Raw genomic sequence first — 16,414 nt, 5'->3', positions numbered from 1 at the left:
AATTTCGTCTTTTCACTCTTATTTAAAACAATGAAAAGACGACTTTAAACGCAAAAAATAATATATAGATGTGATCGGTTGAGGTTATAAAACCTCAGTCACTTTATTCTGGTCACAATTCGACGGAACCGAAATGTCTTTTGAAACAGCTAACTGTTTTTTCACTAATTGAGGGTCAAAATCATCTTGCTTTAACGCTTTGGCTAAACCAAACATATAGAGCAAAATAATGACTGAAAATGGTAAACCACATAACACCACAGCACTTTGCATGGAGTTAAAACTACCGGCTAAAAGCAAGCCAATACTTACAATGGTAATTACCACAGACCAAAAAACGCGTAACCAGATCGGTGAATCACTATCATTGGTGCCCCCTTTTGAGGACAAATTAGCGATCATTAGTGTACCAGAGCCAACTGGTGTCAAAAATAAAACGAAACAAATTACAACAACAATGCCAGCAACATACGGATTAAACGGTAGATATTCGAGTAACTTAAATAAAGACAATGCCGGATCAGTTAAAACCATATCGCCCAAAACTTTCTGTTTCTGGTTCAAAATAAAGTAAATGGCAGTATTTCCAAAAACCGAGATCCAAGCCAGTGTAAAACCGAGTGGAATCAGGCATACACCTAATACAACCTCACGAATCGTACGTCCTTTTGAAATGCGCGCAATAAACATGCCGACAAAAGGCGCCCATGCAATCCACCAAGCCCAATAAAATACGGTCCACGACCCTAACCAGCCACTGGCTTTTTGATTGTATAAATACATATCAAAACTTTTACCAATAAAATTGCTTAGATAATCACCCATATTTTGCACAAGACCATTTAATAAATGGTTTGTAGGACCTGTTAAAAATACAAATAAAAGTAAGGCATACAGCAGACGTAAATTAATACGCGATAACCACGACAAACCTTTTTCAATGCCCACCACTGTCGTGATCGTGGCAACACTCATCATGATGAGAACAGCAGCAATTAAGGTCACTGAGTTATTAGGAATTTGCGGAAGTAAATAGCAAATGCCTGATACCAGCACCAATGCTCCGATTCCCAAGTTGGTGACCAAGGAAATAACCGTCGCTAAAATTCCAAAGCCATCGACGAAATCACCCACCAAGCCATGGACTCGCTCGCCAAAAATTGGGTAAAGCGCTGAACGCAAAGCTAGGGGTAAATTTTGTCTGAAAGCAAAATAACCCAACGTGACTCCGAGCAATGCATAAAGTACCCAGCCATGGATGCCCCAATGCAAAAAGCTATAGGTCATGGCATTACGGGCTGCCTGAATGGTTCCTGACTCACCTTCAGGTGGTCTTAAGAAGTGATCAACAGGTTCAGCAACACCATAATAAAGTAGTGCAATACCAATCCCTGCCGAGAACAACATTGAAGTCCAAGCCAGATAACTAAACTCAGGTTTGTCGTCGTCTTTTCCTAAAGGAATTTGCCCTACTTTTGAAAAAGCGAGCCAAGCGACAAAGCCCAAGCACAGCACAATAACCAACATGTAATACCACCCAAAAAAGTGATTTACCTGCTCTTGTACATAGGTCAGCCAAAACTGACTTTTTTCTGGAAACAGCACAAAAAGTAGGCCAAAAACACCAATACTGATGGCTGAACTCCAAAATACAAAACGATTTAACCGAATATGGTCTGAAGAATATTTATCACTTTTCAACACCATCTTATTGCTCCTTGCAATCGGTGTATTTTCTCAAAATAACGTGATAAGTAATGTACTTATGCGCATCATCCTATCCTTAAGAACTTTTGATTTTAGCGCTTTATTCCTCGTGCTAATCTTCAAAAATTCATTGATTTTTACATATCATACTTGTTATTGATTGAACGTTCAATCAATAACAAGTATGATAAAAAAAGTGCTATGATGCTCTGCAAGTTAACATGCTGAATTTAAAGCACCACTAAAAGTGCTGATGTGGAAAAACATGACAAAACGCAGAGTAAAACCAGAGCACGTGCGACGTGAAGAAATTATGAATGCCGCACTCGACGTGATTTATGAAGTGGGGTTATCCAATACCACCATTGCTCAAATTGCAAAAAAAGCCGAGCTGTCGACCGGCATTGTCAGCCATTATTTTGGCGACAAACAAGGGTTGATAAATACCTGTATGCAAGAAATGTTAAATGTTCTGCGTCGTAAAACCGAACAGTACAGAGCAGAAGCAGATTCGCATCCAGAGAGCCAGATTAAGGCCATTATCGACTCTAACTTTGACATTAGTCAGGTCAATGAAAAAGCAATGCGGGTCTGGTTAGACTTTTGGTCAGCAAGTATGCATGTACCAGACTTAAGCCGCTTGCAAAAGATTAATGATCAACGCCTGTACTCTAACTTGAAGTTTTATTTCCTCAAGTTAATGAATGAACAACAGGCCAGTGTTGCCGCTAGAGGGTTGGCAGCATTGATTGATGGATTATGGTTACGAGGCAGTTTAAGCCGTCATAACGAATTTGACAGCAACCTTGCCCGTTCCATTGCTTACGATTATGTACAAACGCAAGTTCAATTTGCGAACAAGCCTTTGCAGGAGAGACAAAATGAGTGATGCACAAGTTCATCAACTGTATATCCATGGACGCTACGTTAACGCAACCAGTGGAAAAACATTTAATAGTATTAACCCTGCCAACGGCGAGACAATCGCGACTCTTCAACAAGCTTCTGAACAAGATATTGAAGCTGCTGTACAAAGTGCCCAACAAGGACAAAAAATCTGGGCTGCCATGACTGCCATGGAGCGTTCACGTATTTTACGTCGTGCTGTCGACATTCTTCGTGAACGAAATGATGAGCTTGCACGTCTTGAAACACTCGACACAGGCAAAGCTTTTAGCGAAACATCTACCGTCGACATCGTGACTGGTGCAGATGTACTCGAATATTATGCAGGACTTGCAACCGCCATTCAGGGAGACCAAGTTCCACTTCGCGAATCAAGTTTCTTTTATACACGCCGTGAACCTTTAGGCGTGGTTGCTGGTATTGGGGCTTGGAACTATCCAATTCAAATTGCTCTATGGAAATCTGCCCCTGCCCTTGCTGCCGGCAATGCCATGGTTTTCAAACCAAGTGAAACGACTCCACTTACTGCATTTAAACTTGCAGAAATCTATACAGAAGCAGGCGTTCCAGACGGCGTATTTAACGTGGTGCAAGGTGCTGGCCGTGAAATTGGTCAGTGGCTCACTGAAAATCCTGTAATTGAAAAAATCTCATTCACTGGTGGTGTGGAAACTGGCAAAAAAGTCATGGCAAGCGCTGCTGGCTCTACGCTTAAAGAAGTGACCATGGAACTTGGTGGTAAATCTCCACTTATTATTTGTGAAGATGCTGACCTTAACCGTGCCGCAGATATTGCCGTTATGGCAAACTTCTTTAGCTCAGGTCAGGTATGTACTAACGGTACACGCGTATTTGTTCCAAAATCACTTTTAGCTGACTTTGAAAAAGCTGTTGTAGAGCGTGTAAAACGTATTCGCATTGGCGATCCAATGGCTGAAGACACAAACTTCGGTCCGCTCACTAGCTTCCCTCATATGGAAAAAGTGTTGTCCTTCATTGAGTCAGGCAAACAACAAGGCGCTAAAGTGTTAATTGGTGGTGGCCGCGCAACTGAGGGCGAACTTGCCAAAGGCGCTTATGTACTACCGACAGTATTTAGTGACTGCACTGACCAGATGGCCATTGTTCAAGAAGAAATTTTTGGGCCTGTCATGAGCATTTTAAGCTATGAAACCGAAGAAGAAGTCATCCGTCGTGCTAACGACACCACCTTTGGTTTAGCTGCTGGCGTTGTTACTCAAGATATTAGCCGCGCTCATCGCATTATTCACCAGATTGAAGCTGGTATTTGCTGGATTAATACTTGGGGCGAATCGCCTGCCGAGATGCCAGTTGGTGGCTACAAACAATCTGGCGTGGGCCGCGAAAATGGCTTGACCACACTTGGGCACTATACCCGTATCAAATCTATTCAAGTTGAACTTGGCAATTATCAAAGCATTTTTTAATGCGTCAATCGCTCTAACACTTCAATCTAAATCACATATGCCGAGCAGTCTTTATAGATTGCTCAGGCAAACTGTTAGTAAAAAAAGGATAGTTATGAATATTAAAGAATATGATTACATTATTATTGGCGCAGGATCTGCCGGAAATGTACTTGCTGCGCGTCTAACTGAAGACAAAGATACCACCGTTTTACTCTTAGAAGCTGGTGGCCCGGATTATCGCTTGGATTTCCGTACACAAATGCCGGCAGCTTTGGCCTACCCTCTTCAAGGTCGTCGCTATAACTGGGCTTATTTAACCGACCCTGAACCGCACATGAATAACCGTCGTATGGAATGTGGTCGTGGTAAAGGTTTAGGTGGCTCATCTTTAATTAATGGTATGTGCTATATCCGTGGTAACGCAATGGATTTAGAACAATGGGCAACTCATAAAGGCCTTGAAAACTGGTCTTATGCCGACTGCTTGCCTTACTACAAAAAAGCCGAAACCCGTGACATTGGTGAAAATGACTACCATGGTGGCAATGGCCCTGTGTCCGTTGCTACCCCGAAAAATGGCAACAATGTGTTGTTCCATGCCATGGTTGAAGCTGGTGTACAGGCAGGTTATCCACGTACTGATGACTTAAATGGTTATCAGCAAGAAGGCTTTGGTCCAATGGACCGTACAGTTACCCCAAAAGGTCGCCGTTCAAGTACCGCACGTGGTTATTTGGATATGGCAAAAGGTCGTCCAAACCTGACTATTTTGACTCATGCTACGACCAATAAAATCTTGTTTAATCAAAAACAAGCGATTGGTGTTGAATACATTATTGGCGCCGACCAAAACAACTTACAACGTGCTCTGGCTAAACGCGAAGTGTTACTGTGTGCAGGCGCAATTGCTTCACCTCAAATTTTACAGCGCTCAGGTGTTGGCGAAAGCAATTTCTTAAAATCAATGGACATTGATGTCGTTCATGATTTACCGGGTGTAGGTGAAAACCTGCAAGACCATTTGGAAATGTACTTACAGTATAAATGTAAGCAACCCGTTTCTTTATACCCTGCCTTGAAATGGTATAACCAACCTGCGATTGGTGCCGAGTGGCTATTTAATGGCACAGGTATTGGTGCAAGTAACCAGTTTGAAGCAGGCGGATTTATCCGTAGTTCGGACGAGTTCAAATGGCCAAACATTCAGTACCATTTCTTGCCAGTTGCCATTAACTACAACGGTAGTAATGCCGTGAAAGAACATGGTTTCCAAGCACACGTAGGTTCAATGCGTTCACCTTCTCGTGGTCGTATTAGACTGAAATCAAAAGATCCGTTTGAGCATCCAAGTATCTTGTTTAACTACATGTCGACGGAACAAGACTGGCGTGAGTTCCGTGATGCAATTCGTATAACGCGTGAAATCATGCAGCAACCTGCGCTTGATCCATATCGTGGTGAAGAAATTAGTCCGGGCAAACATTTGCAAACTGATGCAGAGCTTGATGACTTTGTTCGTAACCACGCAGAAACCGCTTACCATCCATCTTGTAGCTGTAAGATGGGCGAAGACGAAATGGCTGTTGTAGATGGTCAAGGTCGTGTACACGGTATGAAGGGTTTGCGCGTAGTTGATGCCTCAATTATGCCGCTGATTATTACCGGTAACTTAAATGCAACCACCATTATGATTGCCGAGAAAATTGCAGATCAGATTCGTGGACGTGACGCATTACCACGTTCAACTGCACCGTTCTATGTAGCATCATAAAACCTTAAAGGGCATATTTCTCATACAGAGATATGCCCTTAATTTCATATTCATTGAGCCAATATTAATAAGAACTATGTATGACAGAAAATAAGCATGTGTAAGGAGCTTATTTACATAAATATGTCATGAAATAAAAATTAATCTATTTTTATAGGCAAATATTCTTCAAATGATTTAACTTTAGCCAAATCAATATTATTATATTAATTTCAAACACTTAAATTAAAACAATTAACTTAAACTATCTTATAAAAGCTCAGTTTGATTAAATATAAATCATATTTATGATTTTGATGAACCCCATTTATTATAAAAATTGTCTTGTCAATGCAAAATTAGTCTAAAATATAGAGTGTTTGCGATAATCCCAAGTAATTTTTATTTTTTTCGAAGTTCTCTAATTTTGAGAATTCAGTTTCGCATTTATATCCTTTTTGTCTGGATACGCTGTCTAGGTTTCCTCACTCCTTAAGTGACTCAAATAACTTATTTTAAGGTCCCCCTTACATGAAAAAGTTTTTGAAATACCTTCTGGTATTAATCATTCTTATTTTAATTGCAGGTATTGTTTTCTTGTTTAGACCAACTGCGTCAAAACAAGTCGAAACTGCAAAAGATGAGCCAGTTGTTGATGCTGTTCTTGTTGGCGGCGGCATCATGAGTGCCACTCTTGGTACTTATTTAACTGAGCTTGAACCAAACTGGCAAATTCGTATGTATGAGCGTCTTGACCAAGTTGCTCAAGAAAGTTCAAACGGCTTTAACAATGCCGGAACAGGCCACTCTGGCTTTATGGAAATGAACTATACCGAAGAAAAAAACGGTAAGATGGAAATTGTCAAAGCTGAAAAAGTTGCTTCTCAGTTTGAAGTAGCAAAACAGTTCTGGTCATATCAGGTAAAACAAGGCGTTTTAGCTGAACCTAAATCATTCATTAACCCAGTTCCGCACATTGCTTTCGTTTGGGGCGATAACGTTCAATTCTTAGAAAAACGTTATGCTGCAATGATTCAAAGCCCGTTGTTCAAAGGCATGAAATTTACTGAAGACCCAGCTGTGATTAAACAATGGGCACCTTTAGTCATGAACGATCGTGACCCTAGTCAAAAAGTTGCAGCGACCCGTATGGATGTTGGCTCTGACGTAAACTATGGTTCTATCACTAAACAATTAGTGAATCGTTTAGACCAAAACCCGAATTTCAAATTACAGACTTCAACTGAAGTGACTGGCATCAGCCAAAATGATGACAAAACTTGGACTGTGTCTTTCAAAAATTTGAAAACCGGTAAAGTAGATCACGTTAAAACACGTTTTGTATTTATTGGTGCAGGTGGCGCAGCAGTTAAATTATTGCAACTTACTGGTTTACCAGAAGCGAAACAATATGCTGGCTTCCCTGTTGGTGGTGAGTTCTTAATTACTGATAACCCAGCAATTACTGCTCAGCACACAGCAAAAGTTTATGGCCGTGCTGAACTTGGTGCTCCTCCAATGTCTGTACCACATATTGATACACGTTATATCGACGGTAAAAAATATGTATTGTTTGGACCATTTGCAACGTATTCAAACAAGTTCCTGAAAAATGGTTCTCAGCTTGATTTGCTTGCATCAACTAACAAAAACAACGTTTTACCAATGACTACTGTTGGCTTGGAAAACCTTGATCTTGTTAAATACTTGGTGAGCCAAGTAATGATGTCAGATGAAGATCGTCTAAATGAACTTCGTAAATACTACCCAGATGCGAAAGCTGAAGACTGGCGTTTAAGCCAAGGTGGTCAACGTGTTCAGATCATCAAAAAAGAGCCGGGTAAACCTGCAACACTTCAATTCGGTACAGAAATCTTTGCGTCTAAAGATGGTGCTGTAACTGCATTGTTAGGTGCGTCTCCGGGTGCTTCGACTTCTCCATACATCATGCTTAACTTGCTTGAAAAAGCTTTCCCTCAGCAAACTGAAGGTAAGTGGAATCAGAAGCTTCATGAAATTGTAGTGTCTTATAAACAAGACTTGAGCAGAGACCCTGTGTTACTCGATAAAGTTCGTCAATACACAAGTTCTACGCTTGGCTTGAACTATACATCTCCGTTCAAAGCTGCAAACGATGAAACTGCTGCTGCCCCAGTTGCAAAAGCAAACTAAGTTTGACGATGTATAAATAAAATATCAAAAGGATGAATTTCGATTCGTCCTTTTGTTTTTTAAGCCCTCACTTGAGATATTTAGATTCGCTATGACGCCTTTAAACTCATCATCTCGCCTTTTGTCATTTTGTTTTAAGCTCGTGCTTGTTTTGCTACTGGCTTATCTTTTGGTGAGCGGGTTTTACATGTGGATGATTGGCGGTACAGCCATTTATGTCAGCTCAGCGGTGTTACTTGCTCTGACGGCTTATGCGTTTAAGCTCAATAAATATCAAAAACTATGTTCTGTTTTAAATATGCTGATGAGTGCAGCCGCATTATATTTCAGTACCAGCCATTTATTTTTCTCTCCTATTCAGTTCTTTATATTTTTACCTGCTCTGTTTTTTGTTCTATTAGCATTCACGCCACAAAACAAGACTCGCAGCTTATGTAAGCTTTTATTATTCATCAGTTTATTAATTTGGTGTAGCATACATTTTACGCAACTTGAACAACTTCAAGCCTATTATCAAACTCAGCACACAGGTGAAAGCTGGCAGCAATTTGGTGCGCTATAAGATTATTTTTTATTCTATATTTTCAAATAAATACATACTCTTTTTCACATGAAGTTCATCAGTAAAACTGAACAGCATCTACAGAAATCCTTTTAAGAAAAAATATTCATAACAATCTAATTTATTTAGAAATATATCGAGCATATTCGCGATTGAACACGGCTCATCTACACGCTAGATTAATCAAATATTTTTTCTCCCTTTATGTTGTAATTTATGAAGATTTTAGATGGCGGTTTAGGCCGTGAATTGGCCCGTCGTGGCGCTCCGTTTCGTCAACCAGAGTGGTCTGCGCTTGCACTGATTGAAGCACCAGAAACAGTAAAAGAAGTACATCTCGATTTTATTAACGCGGGTTCAGAAGTTATTACGACTAATAACTATGCTGTTGTGCCTTTTCATATTGGACAAGAACGCTTTGAAACTGACGGCGTGCGTTTAATTCAAGTTGCAATTGAACAGGCAAAAAATGCAGTTAAAGAAAGCGGCAAAAATGTCAAAATCGCAGGCTGCTTACCACCGTTATTTGGCTCTTACCGTGCAGACTTGTTCCAACCTGAACAAGCTAAAAACCTTGCTGAGCCAATCATTAATACTTTGGCACCAGAGGTTGATTTTTGGCTCGCTGAAACTCAATCGTGCTTAAAAGAAGTCGAAACAGTTCATGCGCTATTACCAAAAGATGGTAAAGACTATTGGGTGTCGTTCACGCTGCAAGATGAAATTAAACAAGAACAAGCATTACTTCGTTCTGGCGAAAACATGCAACAAGTGGCTGATTTCATCAAACAATCAAATGCCAAAGCAGTGTTATTTAACTGCTGCCAACCGGAAGTGATCTTGCAAGCGATTAATCAAATTAAAGGACTCATTCCAGAGTCAGTGCAGATTGGTGCTTATGCCAATGCTTTCCCACCTCAAGATGAAAGTGCTACCGCCAACGATGGTCTGGATGAAATTCGTAAAGACTTAGACGCTCCAGCTTATCTTGGTTTTGCTAAACAATGGCAAAAAGCAGGTGCAAGTCTAGTCGGCGGTTGCTGTGGTATCGGGCCAGAACACATTGCTGAACTTTCTCAATTTTTTAAAGAATAAATACCATGTCTGCTGCCAAAATTGGACTATTATCTCTTACAGCGCTGGTCTTTAGTTCTATGGTGGGGTCAGGCGTATTTAGCCTCCCCCAAAATATGGCTCAAGTCGCTAACGGCTCTGCCCTTCTTGTTGCATGGCTCATTACTGGGGTCGGCATTATTTTCTTGGCCCTCACGCTATTGCATTTAACGCGTCAACGACCAGATCTTGACGGTGGTATTTATAACTATGCGCGGGAAGGTTTTGGAGACCTGATTGGTTTTTGCTCGGCGTGGGGTTATTGGTTGTGTACCACCATCGGTATTGTCGGTTATGTGGTGATTGCCTTTTCAGGCGTCGGCATGTTTACCGATAGCAAAGACCATATTATTTTTGGTGAAGGTAATACGCTCTACTCTCTGATTGGCTCAAGCATTTTTGTATGGCTGGTGCACTGGTTAGTAAGTCGAGGCATTAAAGAAGCTGCGATTGTGAATTTACTGGCAACCATTGCCAAAATCATTCCAATGGTGGTTTTCATCTTCTTTACTTTCATTGCCTTTAAGTTTGATTTGTTCAAACTCAACTTAAATGACTTCTCTTTAAAAGTTCCGCTTTGGCAGCAAGTGAAAGACCTGATGCTCATTACCCTTTGGGTATTTACCGGTATTGAAGGTGCTGTGGTTTTATCATCGCGTGCTAAAAAACGTCATGACATTGGTAAAGCGACCATTTTAGGTGTGTTACTGGCATTAACTTTTTACGTGATGGTGACCGTATTGGCTTATGGCGTGGTAAGTCGTGAGGCGCTTGCTGGCATGCACAACCCATCAATGGCAACCATTTTGCAGCAACTGATCGGTTTACCGGGCACGATTGTTATTACCATCGGGCTTATTATTTCAGTTTCTTCGTCTTATTTAAGCTGGACTTTATTCGCCACTGAAATTCCATATTTGGCTGCAAAAAATGGTGCATTCCCAAAATTATTTTTAAAGAATAATCAAAATAATGTACCCATTTCATCACTTTGGCTGACCACCATTGTCGTGCAAGGTGCATTGATTGCGGTTTATTTTTTCAATAAAAACTACACCCAACTTTTATTAATTTCATCGGTGATGATTTTGCTGCCTTATTTTCTGGTGTCGGCTTTTTATCTTAAAGAATCCATTCGCCATAAACGCACACCGCATATTGCCATTGCAAGTGTCGCTTCCATTTATGCACTTTGGTTGCTCTATGCAGCAGGATTAGATTTATTACTTCTGTCTGTAGTGTTGTATTTGGTCGGCTTGGTTATTTTTTCCATCAGCTATTTTGAGCATAAAAAATCGCTCAAACAAAATCAGCTTAATTAATCATTTCAACCACTGTTGAGTCATTTCAGCAGTGGTTTTCTAAATCAAAAAATTCTATTTTAAAGGCTGTGACTGCTTTAAATGCAACCGTAAAATACGGCGTAATTCTAAAATTGCTTCTGGGGTAGTTTGAATCGAATGCCCGCCCTTAATAATGAGTTCCGACTGTTCACCATCTAAATGTGAACTTTGATACGGCACAATCCCATCACTGCTTTTTAACTTATCTGTGGTGCCATTTATGTTCCCCATAATCGAGTGATAGACCACACTGGACGATGGCTGAATGGCTTGCGTAAGCTGCATAAAGCTAGAAGAACGACTTAAATTACTCGCCCCATTTTCAATTAAGCCTTTTCTGAGTTTTGTATTTTTCTCATCTCTCATTTCAACTGCAATAAAGAAATCAGCTGGCAAACGAATAATACGGCGGGCAATTTGGGTAAACCATCGGTCAGCGTAGTCAGTGCCATGATGCGGTGCCGAAACAAAAACAACCCGCTTAAAATAAGGCAAAGCTTTGAATTGAAAACGCTCTAGCACCACAGGATTTTCTTTTAAACGGTTTAGCTGGGCTTCATTCATTTTTTGCATGGCTTGCTCTGAAACATCAGCATCACTTACCAATAGGCGGCTAATCACTCCGCCCATACTATGTCCAACCAGCACTGCATCGTGTGCAGCGTAGCTGTCTTTAGCAACATTTTGAAAAGCTTGATTCAGCAAAGAATAAATCTGAAAACGACTTTCAAAAATCGGCATATTCGTTGAATAAAACACCTGCCAGACTTGATAGTTATTCCTTAATTCGGCATCGCCCATAATGTCATTGGTTAGACTCACCCACGCCTCTGGGCTACTTGCCAAGCCATGAATAAATACAATGATTTTTTTATTCGGGTTAAAGGGTTCCAGCATATATAAATGCGGCATGATCAAATTGGTTTCTTTATTAATTAAGGACCAATAACCTGCTGCACCTAAATTATATTTCGACAACCAAAGCCCATAAGGCGCCGAATAGTTTGCAGTAAGCGGATAGTCCACACCTTCAACCTTTACACGATCTTGTCGATATGGATCGAACATGGCAATTTCTAAATCTGCTCCTGCAATGACCTGATCTGCTGTGGCTTTTTGTTTTGGGTAAGCAATCGCAGTGACTGGAAAGAAGCGCGGTAAATGGATGTTCGGATTATTCTGGTGAGCGTAAAAAGCATCAGGGTCTAAAATGAAGCCGTGATTTACATCATTTTCTTTACGCCCGACAATAAACTCTGCCCCTAAACCATCCTTACGGTTAACGGTATTAAAGCCAGAAAAGTTCATGTTATAGCTTGAGCGAAAAGTATCGACTTCAATTTTTTGTACATCTAACGCGTGGTCAAAATTGACGTGGTACTCATGCCCATCTGCTTTAAGCAACGGTGGAAAACGATGCGTATTTAAATGATTAAAATATGTGGTCATGAGCTTCGATAAAGCCACGTTATAAAAAATACGCACCTGATTTTGGCGATGGTCAAATACCCGATCGAATGGCGACTCTTCAGAGTCAAATAAATAGACATAACTATAGCGCAAGCTTTTATCAAACAGCGCCAACTCTTGCTCAATGCAACTGTTACTTTTATTAATGACATTACATTGGCTATTACGTCCGACGTCTAAAGCCTTGGCTAAATAAATTTCACTGAGCGCAGCATAGCGTTCTTCTCGACTGCTATTTTCAGACAAGCTTTGAATTTTATTTAAACAATCATCAAAATTTTGCAGACAAGATTTTTCGTCTTTTTTAACTAAATACAGCAAATTTTGGGTTTGATGGCTTAAGGTTCCGTCGGTCAGAATACTTTCATTCTTACTTTTTAAAGCGTTACTTAAATTACTTTCTTTTAAATTAATGACCTGACAGCCACTGAGCAAAGCCATTATTGTTATGATTGAATAATGATAAGACTTTGTCATTGTGCATTCCTTAATCGAATGTATTCCCCATCTGGTCATTATGCCTGTAAAGCAGTGAACGAACAATTTCGGCTCAGCTTCCATTTTCCTTTATTACGAAAAAAAGCCTGAACTCATTTTAATTCAGGCTAATTTATTATTTTCTCTAATCAAGCTTGGTTAAACTTTTGCTGTGAAGCTAAATAAGAGAAATACAAAATAGGCAAGATAAATGGCGCTACACTCCAGAAGTCAAAATAGACATAGAGTATCGCTCCTAAGAAAGCACCAATTACAAACCCAATCACAATACTGGCACTTTTTAGAAAACTTGCCCGATTGGCTGCATTATTGTTTTTAAGCAAGTTGGCAATATCAATACCAAGCTGGGTAGTGTTACCTGTCATCATGGTACTTGGGCTAATATTTTTAATGAGGGTTTTGCTGGACGTATTACGAATAGCTAAAGCAATTAAACCCAACCCGCCTGTTACTGCAACTGTTAGCGCATCCGGATTTTTAAATGGCTCAAAGTAAAGTCCTGCAACCATGAAGGCACATAGAAAAATAGCTTCAAATAAAAATAAATAAGACAGGGTTTTGTGCTTAACCTGACTACGGTCAATTAACAGTTTCGTGATCACCACTGTCAAAATAAATAGCGGAATAGCAGCAAGCTTAATCCATATGCCAGCGCCGCCTTTAACCCATGCAGCACCTGCCAATACTAAGTTTCCCGTAACATGCGCGGTAAAAAAACCAAACAGCGCAATAAAACCTATGGTATCAATTGCCCCACCCACCATAGTCAACAAAACAGGATCTCGACATATTGCCCAGGTACTTTCTGTCTCTTTTTGAATTGGGGTATCTGCCATATAAAATATCCTGTTAAATTAGAGTTTTAAAACAAGTAAGTTGTATATAAATGATTTAAAAAATAAGTAATACTAAAGTGTTTATGAAAACAAAAAATGATGTAAAAAAATAGGGTGTGTAATGTCGCAACACTGTCTTTAAAATGGCAACAATTAAAATTGAGTGTTTTTAAAACAATAAACGGTTATCAACTTCAAATCAATTTGACCTCTAAAACTGTTATAACTATGATGAAGCCGCAAGTTGATATCAATTGGTTTTGAACCTGAAAAAGTTATGCCAAGATATGGATAATGAAAAACAACAACCAAGAGTAGATATATGTCACTTTATAATTTTTCAGTTTTTCTAGGTGGATTATTATTTGTATCGATTGCCTCTGCTGGCTATAAAAGTAATGCACACCGTGATTTTTACTCAAAATGCATCGCAGCTGGACATAGCCGTTCAACCTGTCTGTGTATTTATCATCGTTTAGAGCGTCAATATTCCCCTAAACTCATGCATAAACTTGGAAATTTAAGTCTACAAAGCCCTGAAGTACCGCGTGATTTTGTGAAAACCATGATGCGCACCATGCAACAGTGCAGATCATAATTCTTTATTTTTTAAGCCACATCCACACCAATACCCCTGCCATACATAAAATTGCCGGATAGACAAACCACGGATGTGGAATGGTCCAAATCATAAGCCCCGCAGCCAGACTCATACTCACTGTAGAGATGTATTTTGCTTTTTTAGGAATACGCCGATGTTCTTGCCACTCGCGAATGAGTGGACCGATATAACGATGATTTCGAAACCATTGATGAAGTTTTTCAGAGCCTCTAGCCGCAAAGAACACAGCCAAAATTATAAAATCAACGGTGGGTAAACCCGGAATAAAAATACCCAATATGCCAAGCGCAATACACAACCAAGCCAAACCAATAAACACCCAACGCGCCCAAACAGAACGGGCAAGCTTACTGACTGGTTGAGCAGGTGCTAGCGACTGCTCATGTTTTACGATCACATTTACTTGATTGAGTTTGTCCATATCGGGTATTCCCTTTATCCACTTTTTATTATTTCAATTCATCAAGCTGATCAAGCGCTTGACCAAAATATCCAAAAGCATCTAACGCCCCTTGAACGACTCGGTCTTGCTGGGTTTGGTCAAAGCCTGTTTCATCAAGTGCTTGTACAAAACGTTTCCAGACTTTCGCGCGCCCTTCGGGATAGGCCGCTAAATTACGCGCAGCAAACGTTTCAGAAAAACCCAAATGCTTTTGAGCTTCTTTAAATAAAAATGCAGCCCCTAAAGTTGAACCTTCAGACACATAAATCCAGCCTAACGCTTCGGGTAGCTGTACGTTTTCACTGTGTAATTGCTGCCCGTTGGGTTGAATACCCAAATCATTTAAATCGGCAAGTGCCTGTTTTGAGCGGCCACGAATGTCTAAGTCTGGAATCAGGCCTGCTACCCCTTCTTTCTCAAAAAGATGTTCAATTTCACGCTGAAAGTAATATTGAGACAACGTAAATTGCGCGTATTTTTCTTTACTTGAAAATACCTTTGCCTGTGACATTAATTGATGCATACGTTCGTGTTCAGCAGCAGTTTCTTGTTTCAAACGTAAAGACAAGCTGTTGCTAATGATTTGGTCTGTAGATGAGTTCATCATCTTTCTCCTACAAAATAGATATTAATCATCGGTTAACGGCCCCGATTGAGTTTGAGTTGGACTGGAAAATCCACAACAATGGTCACGGCTCGACCGTTAATTTTGTGGGGTTTAAATCTGGATTTACGTGCAGCTTGCATGACCCGCTCATCAAGGCTTTGAATGCCCGAACTTTGACTTAATTGGATGTCGATCGGCTCTCCTTTTTCATTAATGCGAATCCGAAGCTCAACCAAACGATTTTGTTGTTTTAACTCGCGGTCATCGTAGTCAAGCCCGCCAAAACTCAGTACATCCACGCTACTCACCTGAACAACATCATCGTGTTCAACTTGAGTGCTCGGTGCTTTGGAATATTCTTGCTGCGTTGCGGGTGTTTTGACGCCGCCACTTTTGGTTTCGCTATTGCTGCTTAGCAAATGCTCAGTTTGCGTTTGTTCAAGGTCTGTCGAACTCAGTTTTTTATCATTATGAACCGCTCGCCGTTCTGTAGGCTGCGCTGATTGGATTGAAGCTGAATTGTTTAAAGTCGTTTTTGGTTGTGCTTGCTGTTTGTCATTTAAATTATTTTGCACGACCTCTTTAGAGGCAGTTTTTGACACTAATGTTTGAACATTTGTAGGCGAGTTTTTTGATTCTTCAGGTACTGAAGAGACTGAACTGTTTAATGTAGATTGAGACGTTACACTTTTTTTAGGTTGGCTTTCGATCTTTTCAGCCGATGGCTTTTTAGCAGGTGCCAATGACACAAAACTTACTTTTAAGGCATTTACTTTTGGCGATGCTTGAAAAGTATAAGGCTCTATTAAATGACTCAGCATCCAGACAACAAACACATGCAGACCAATCACCACGACTACAGTTAAGCACTTATAAAAATGCTTCGGCCCTTGTGGTAAAGGCAACATAACCATCGGCTTATGTGTAGGGAATAAAGATTTTGATTTCATGACTTA

14 protein-coding genes are annotated in these 16,414 nt (G+C 40.2%); 8 read left to right on the top strand and 6 right to left on the bottom strand.

Annotated elements, in window-relative coordinates; translation table 11 throughout:
• Positions 1–84: 84 nt before the first annotated feature.
• Positions 85–1,707, bottom strand: coding sequence for a BCCT family transporter (locus AC1PJP_RS13210; RefSeq protein WP_479767209.1), 1,623 nt, complete (start codon positions 1,705–1,707; stop codon positions 85–87).
• 265 nt (positions 1,708–1,972) lie between these two features.
• Here AC1PJP_RS13210 and betI point away from each other — a divergent pair, with 265 nt between their 5' ends.
• From betI to AC1PJP_RS13175, 7 genes are all read left to right on the top strand, one after another.
• Complete coding sequence (betI, locus tag AC1PJP_RS13205; RefSeq protein WP_005303239.1) at positions 1,973–2,596, top strand: transcriptional regulator BetI; 624 nt, start codon at positions 1,973–1,975, stop codon at positions 2,594–2,596.
• On the top strand, positions 2,589–4,061 hold the full coding sequence (gene betB, locus AC1PJP_RS13200; RefSeq protein WP_479767207.1) for a betaine-aldehyde dehydrogenase: 1,473 nt from the start codon (positions 2,589–2,591) through the stop codon (positions 4,059–4,061). The genes betI and betB overlap by 8 nt, the downstream gene beginning before the upstream one ends.
• Positions 4,062–4,155: 94 nt before the next feature.
• On the top strand, positions 4,156–5,814 hold the full coding sequence (betA, locus tag AC1PJP_RS13195; protein ID WP_111856049.1) for a choline dehydrogenase: 1,659 nt from the start codon (positions 4,156–4,158) through the stop codon (positions 5,812–5,814).
• 510 nt (positions 5,815–6,324) lie between these two features.
• Positions 6,325–7,965: a malate dehydrogenase (quinone) gene (gene mqo / locus AC1PJP_RS13190; RefSeq protein ID WP_479767205.1), complete on the top strand. Its 1,641-nt coding sequence runs from the start codon at positions 6,325–6,327 to the stop codon at positions 7,963–7,965.
• Between the two features lie 91 nt (positions 7,966–8,056).
• Complete coding sequence (locus tag AC1PJP_RS13185; RefSeq protein WP_199942591.1) at positions 8,057–8,527, top strand: hypothetical protein; 471 nt, start codon at positions 8,057–8,059, stop codon at positions 8,525–8,527.
• A gap of 216 nt (positions 8,528–8,743) precedes the next feature.
• Positions 8,744–9,622 carry a homocysteine S-methyltransferase family protein gene (locus AC1PJP_RS13180; RefSeq protein WP_479767203.1) on the top strand — a complete coding sequence of 293 codons (879 nt, stop codon included), beginning with the start codon at positions 8,744–8,746 and terminating at the stop codon, positions 9,620–9,622.
• Between the two features lie 5 nt (positions 9,623–9,627).
• Positions 9,628–10,962, top strand: a complete 1,335-nt coding sequence (locus tag AC1PJP_RS13175; protein WP_479767201.1) for a basic amino acid/polyamine antiporter — start codon at positions 9,628–9,630, stop codon at positions 10,960–10,962.
• A gap of 54 nt (positions 10,963–11,016) precedes the next feature.
• On the opposite strand, the gene AC1PJP_RS13170 is transcribed toward AC1PJP_RS13175, so the two are convergent.
• Complete coding sequence (locus AC1PJP_RS13170; protein WP_479767200.1) at positions 11,017–12,930, bottom strand: esterase/lipase family protein; 1,914 nt, start codon at positions 12,928–12,930, stop codon at positions 11,017–11,019.
• A gap of 149 nt (positions 12,931–13,079) precedes the next feature.
• Complete coding sequence (locus tag AC1PJP_RS13165; protein WP_151987128.1) at positions 13,080–13,787, bottom strand: YoaK family protein; 708 nt, start codon at positions 13,785–13,787, stop codon at positions 13,080–13,082.
• A gap of 322 nt (positions 13,788–14,109) precedes the next feature.
• Between AC1PJP_RS13165 and AC1PJP_RS13160 the strand changes: the two genes are divergently transcribed.
• Entirely contained in the window at positions 14,110–14,385 is a 276-nt protein-coding gene (locus AC1PJP_RS13160; protein ID WP_016138988.1) for a hypothetical protein, read from the top strand.
• Between the two features lie 4 nt (positions 14,386–14,389).
• On the opposite strand, the gene AC1PJP_RS13155 is transcribed toward AC1PJP_RS13160, so the two are convergent.
• The 3 genes from AC1PJP_RS13155 to AC1PJP_RS13145 are packed head-to-tail and all read right to left on the bottom strand — an operon-like array spanning position 14,390 to position 16,408.
• Positions 14,390–14,830: a YbaN family protein gene (locus AC1PJP_RS13155; RefSeq protein ID WP_191010951.1), complete on the bottom strand. Its 441-nt coding sequence runs from the start codon at positions 14,828–14,830 to the stop codon at positions 14,390–14,392.
• 28 nt (positions 14,831–14,858) lie between these two features.
• Positions 14,859–15,458, bottom strand: coding sequence for a biliverdin-producing heme oxygenase (locus tag AC1PJP_RS13150; RefSeq protein WP_080632545.1), 600 nt, complete (start codon positions 15,456–15,458; stop codon positions 14,859–14,861).
• Positions 15,459–15,490: 32 nt separating this feature from the next.
• Positions 15,491–16,408: an energy transducer TonB gene (locus AC1PJP_RS13145; RefSeq protein WP_416697012.1), complete on the bottom strand. Its 918-nt coding sequence runs from the start codon at positions 16,406–16,408 to the stop codon at positions 15,491–15,493.
• Between the last annotated feature and the right edge of the window lie 6 nt (positions 16,409–16,414).

Source organism: Acinetobacter sp. V116_7 (assembly GCF_056735735.1).
The sequence above is the reverse complement of the archived record's forward strand: the minus strand, read 5'-3'. Positions and strand labels throughout refer to the sequence as shown.

Coding starts and splice junctions, on each gene's coding strand:
- AC1PJP_RS13210 (WP_479767209.1), bottom strand. CDS start 1,707: ATGGTGTTGAAAAGTGATAAATATTCTTCAGACCATATTCGGTTAAAT.
- betI (WP_005303239.1), top strand. CDS start 1,973: ATGACAAAACGCAGAGTAAAACCAGAGCACGTGCGACGTGAAGAAATT.
- betB (WP_479767207.1), top strand. CDS start 2,589: ATGAGTGATGCACAAGTTCATCAACTGTATATCCATGGACGCTACGTT.
- betA (WP_111856049.1), top strand. CDS start 4,156: ATGAATATTAAAGAATATGATTACATTATTATTGGCGCAGGATCTGCC.
- mqo (WP_479767205.1), top strand. CDS start 6,325: ATGAAAAAGTTTTTGAAATACCTTCTGGTATTAATCATTCTTATTTTA.
- AC1PJP_RS13185 (WP_199942591.1), top strand. CDS start 8,057: ATGACGCCTTTAAACTCATCATCTCGCCTTTTGTCATTTTGTTTTAAG.
- AC1PJP_RS13180 (WP_479767203.1), top strand. CDS start 8,744: ATGAAGATTTTAGATGGCGGTTTAGGCCGTGAATTGGCCCGTCGTGGC.
- AC1PJP_RS13175 (WP_479767201.1), top strand. CDS start 9,628: ATGTCTGCTGCCAAAATTGGACTATTATCTCTTACAGCGCTGGTCTTT.
- AC1PJP_RS13170 (WP_479767200.1), bottom strand. CDS start 12,930: ATGACAAAGTCTTATCATTATTCAATCATAACAATAATGGCTTTGCTC.
- AC1PJP_RS13165 (WP_151987128.1), bottom strand. CDS start 13,787: ATGGCAGATACCCCAATTCAAAAAGAGACAGAAAGTACCTGGGCAATA.
- AC1PJP_RS13160 (WP_016138988.1), top strand. CDS start 14,110: ATGTCACTTTATAATTTTTCAGTTTTTCTAGGTGGATTATTATTTGTA.
- AC1PJP_RS13155 (WP_191010951.1), bottom strand. CDS start 14,830: ATGGACAAACTCAATCAAGTAAATGTGATCGTAAAACATGAGCAGTCG.
- AC1PJP_RS13150 (WP_080632545.1), bottom strand. CDS start 15,458: ATGATGAACTCATCTACAGACCAAATCATTAGCAACAGCTTGTCTTTA.
- AC1PJP_RS13145 (WP_416697012.1), bottom strand. CDS start 16,408: ATGAAATCAAAATCTTTATTCCCTACACATAAGCCGATGGTTATGTTG.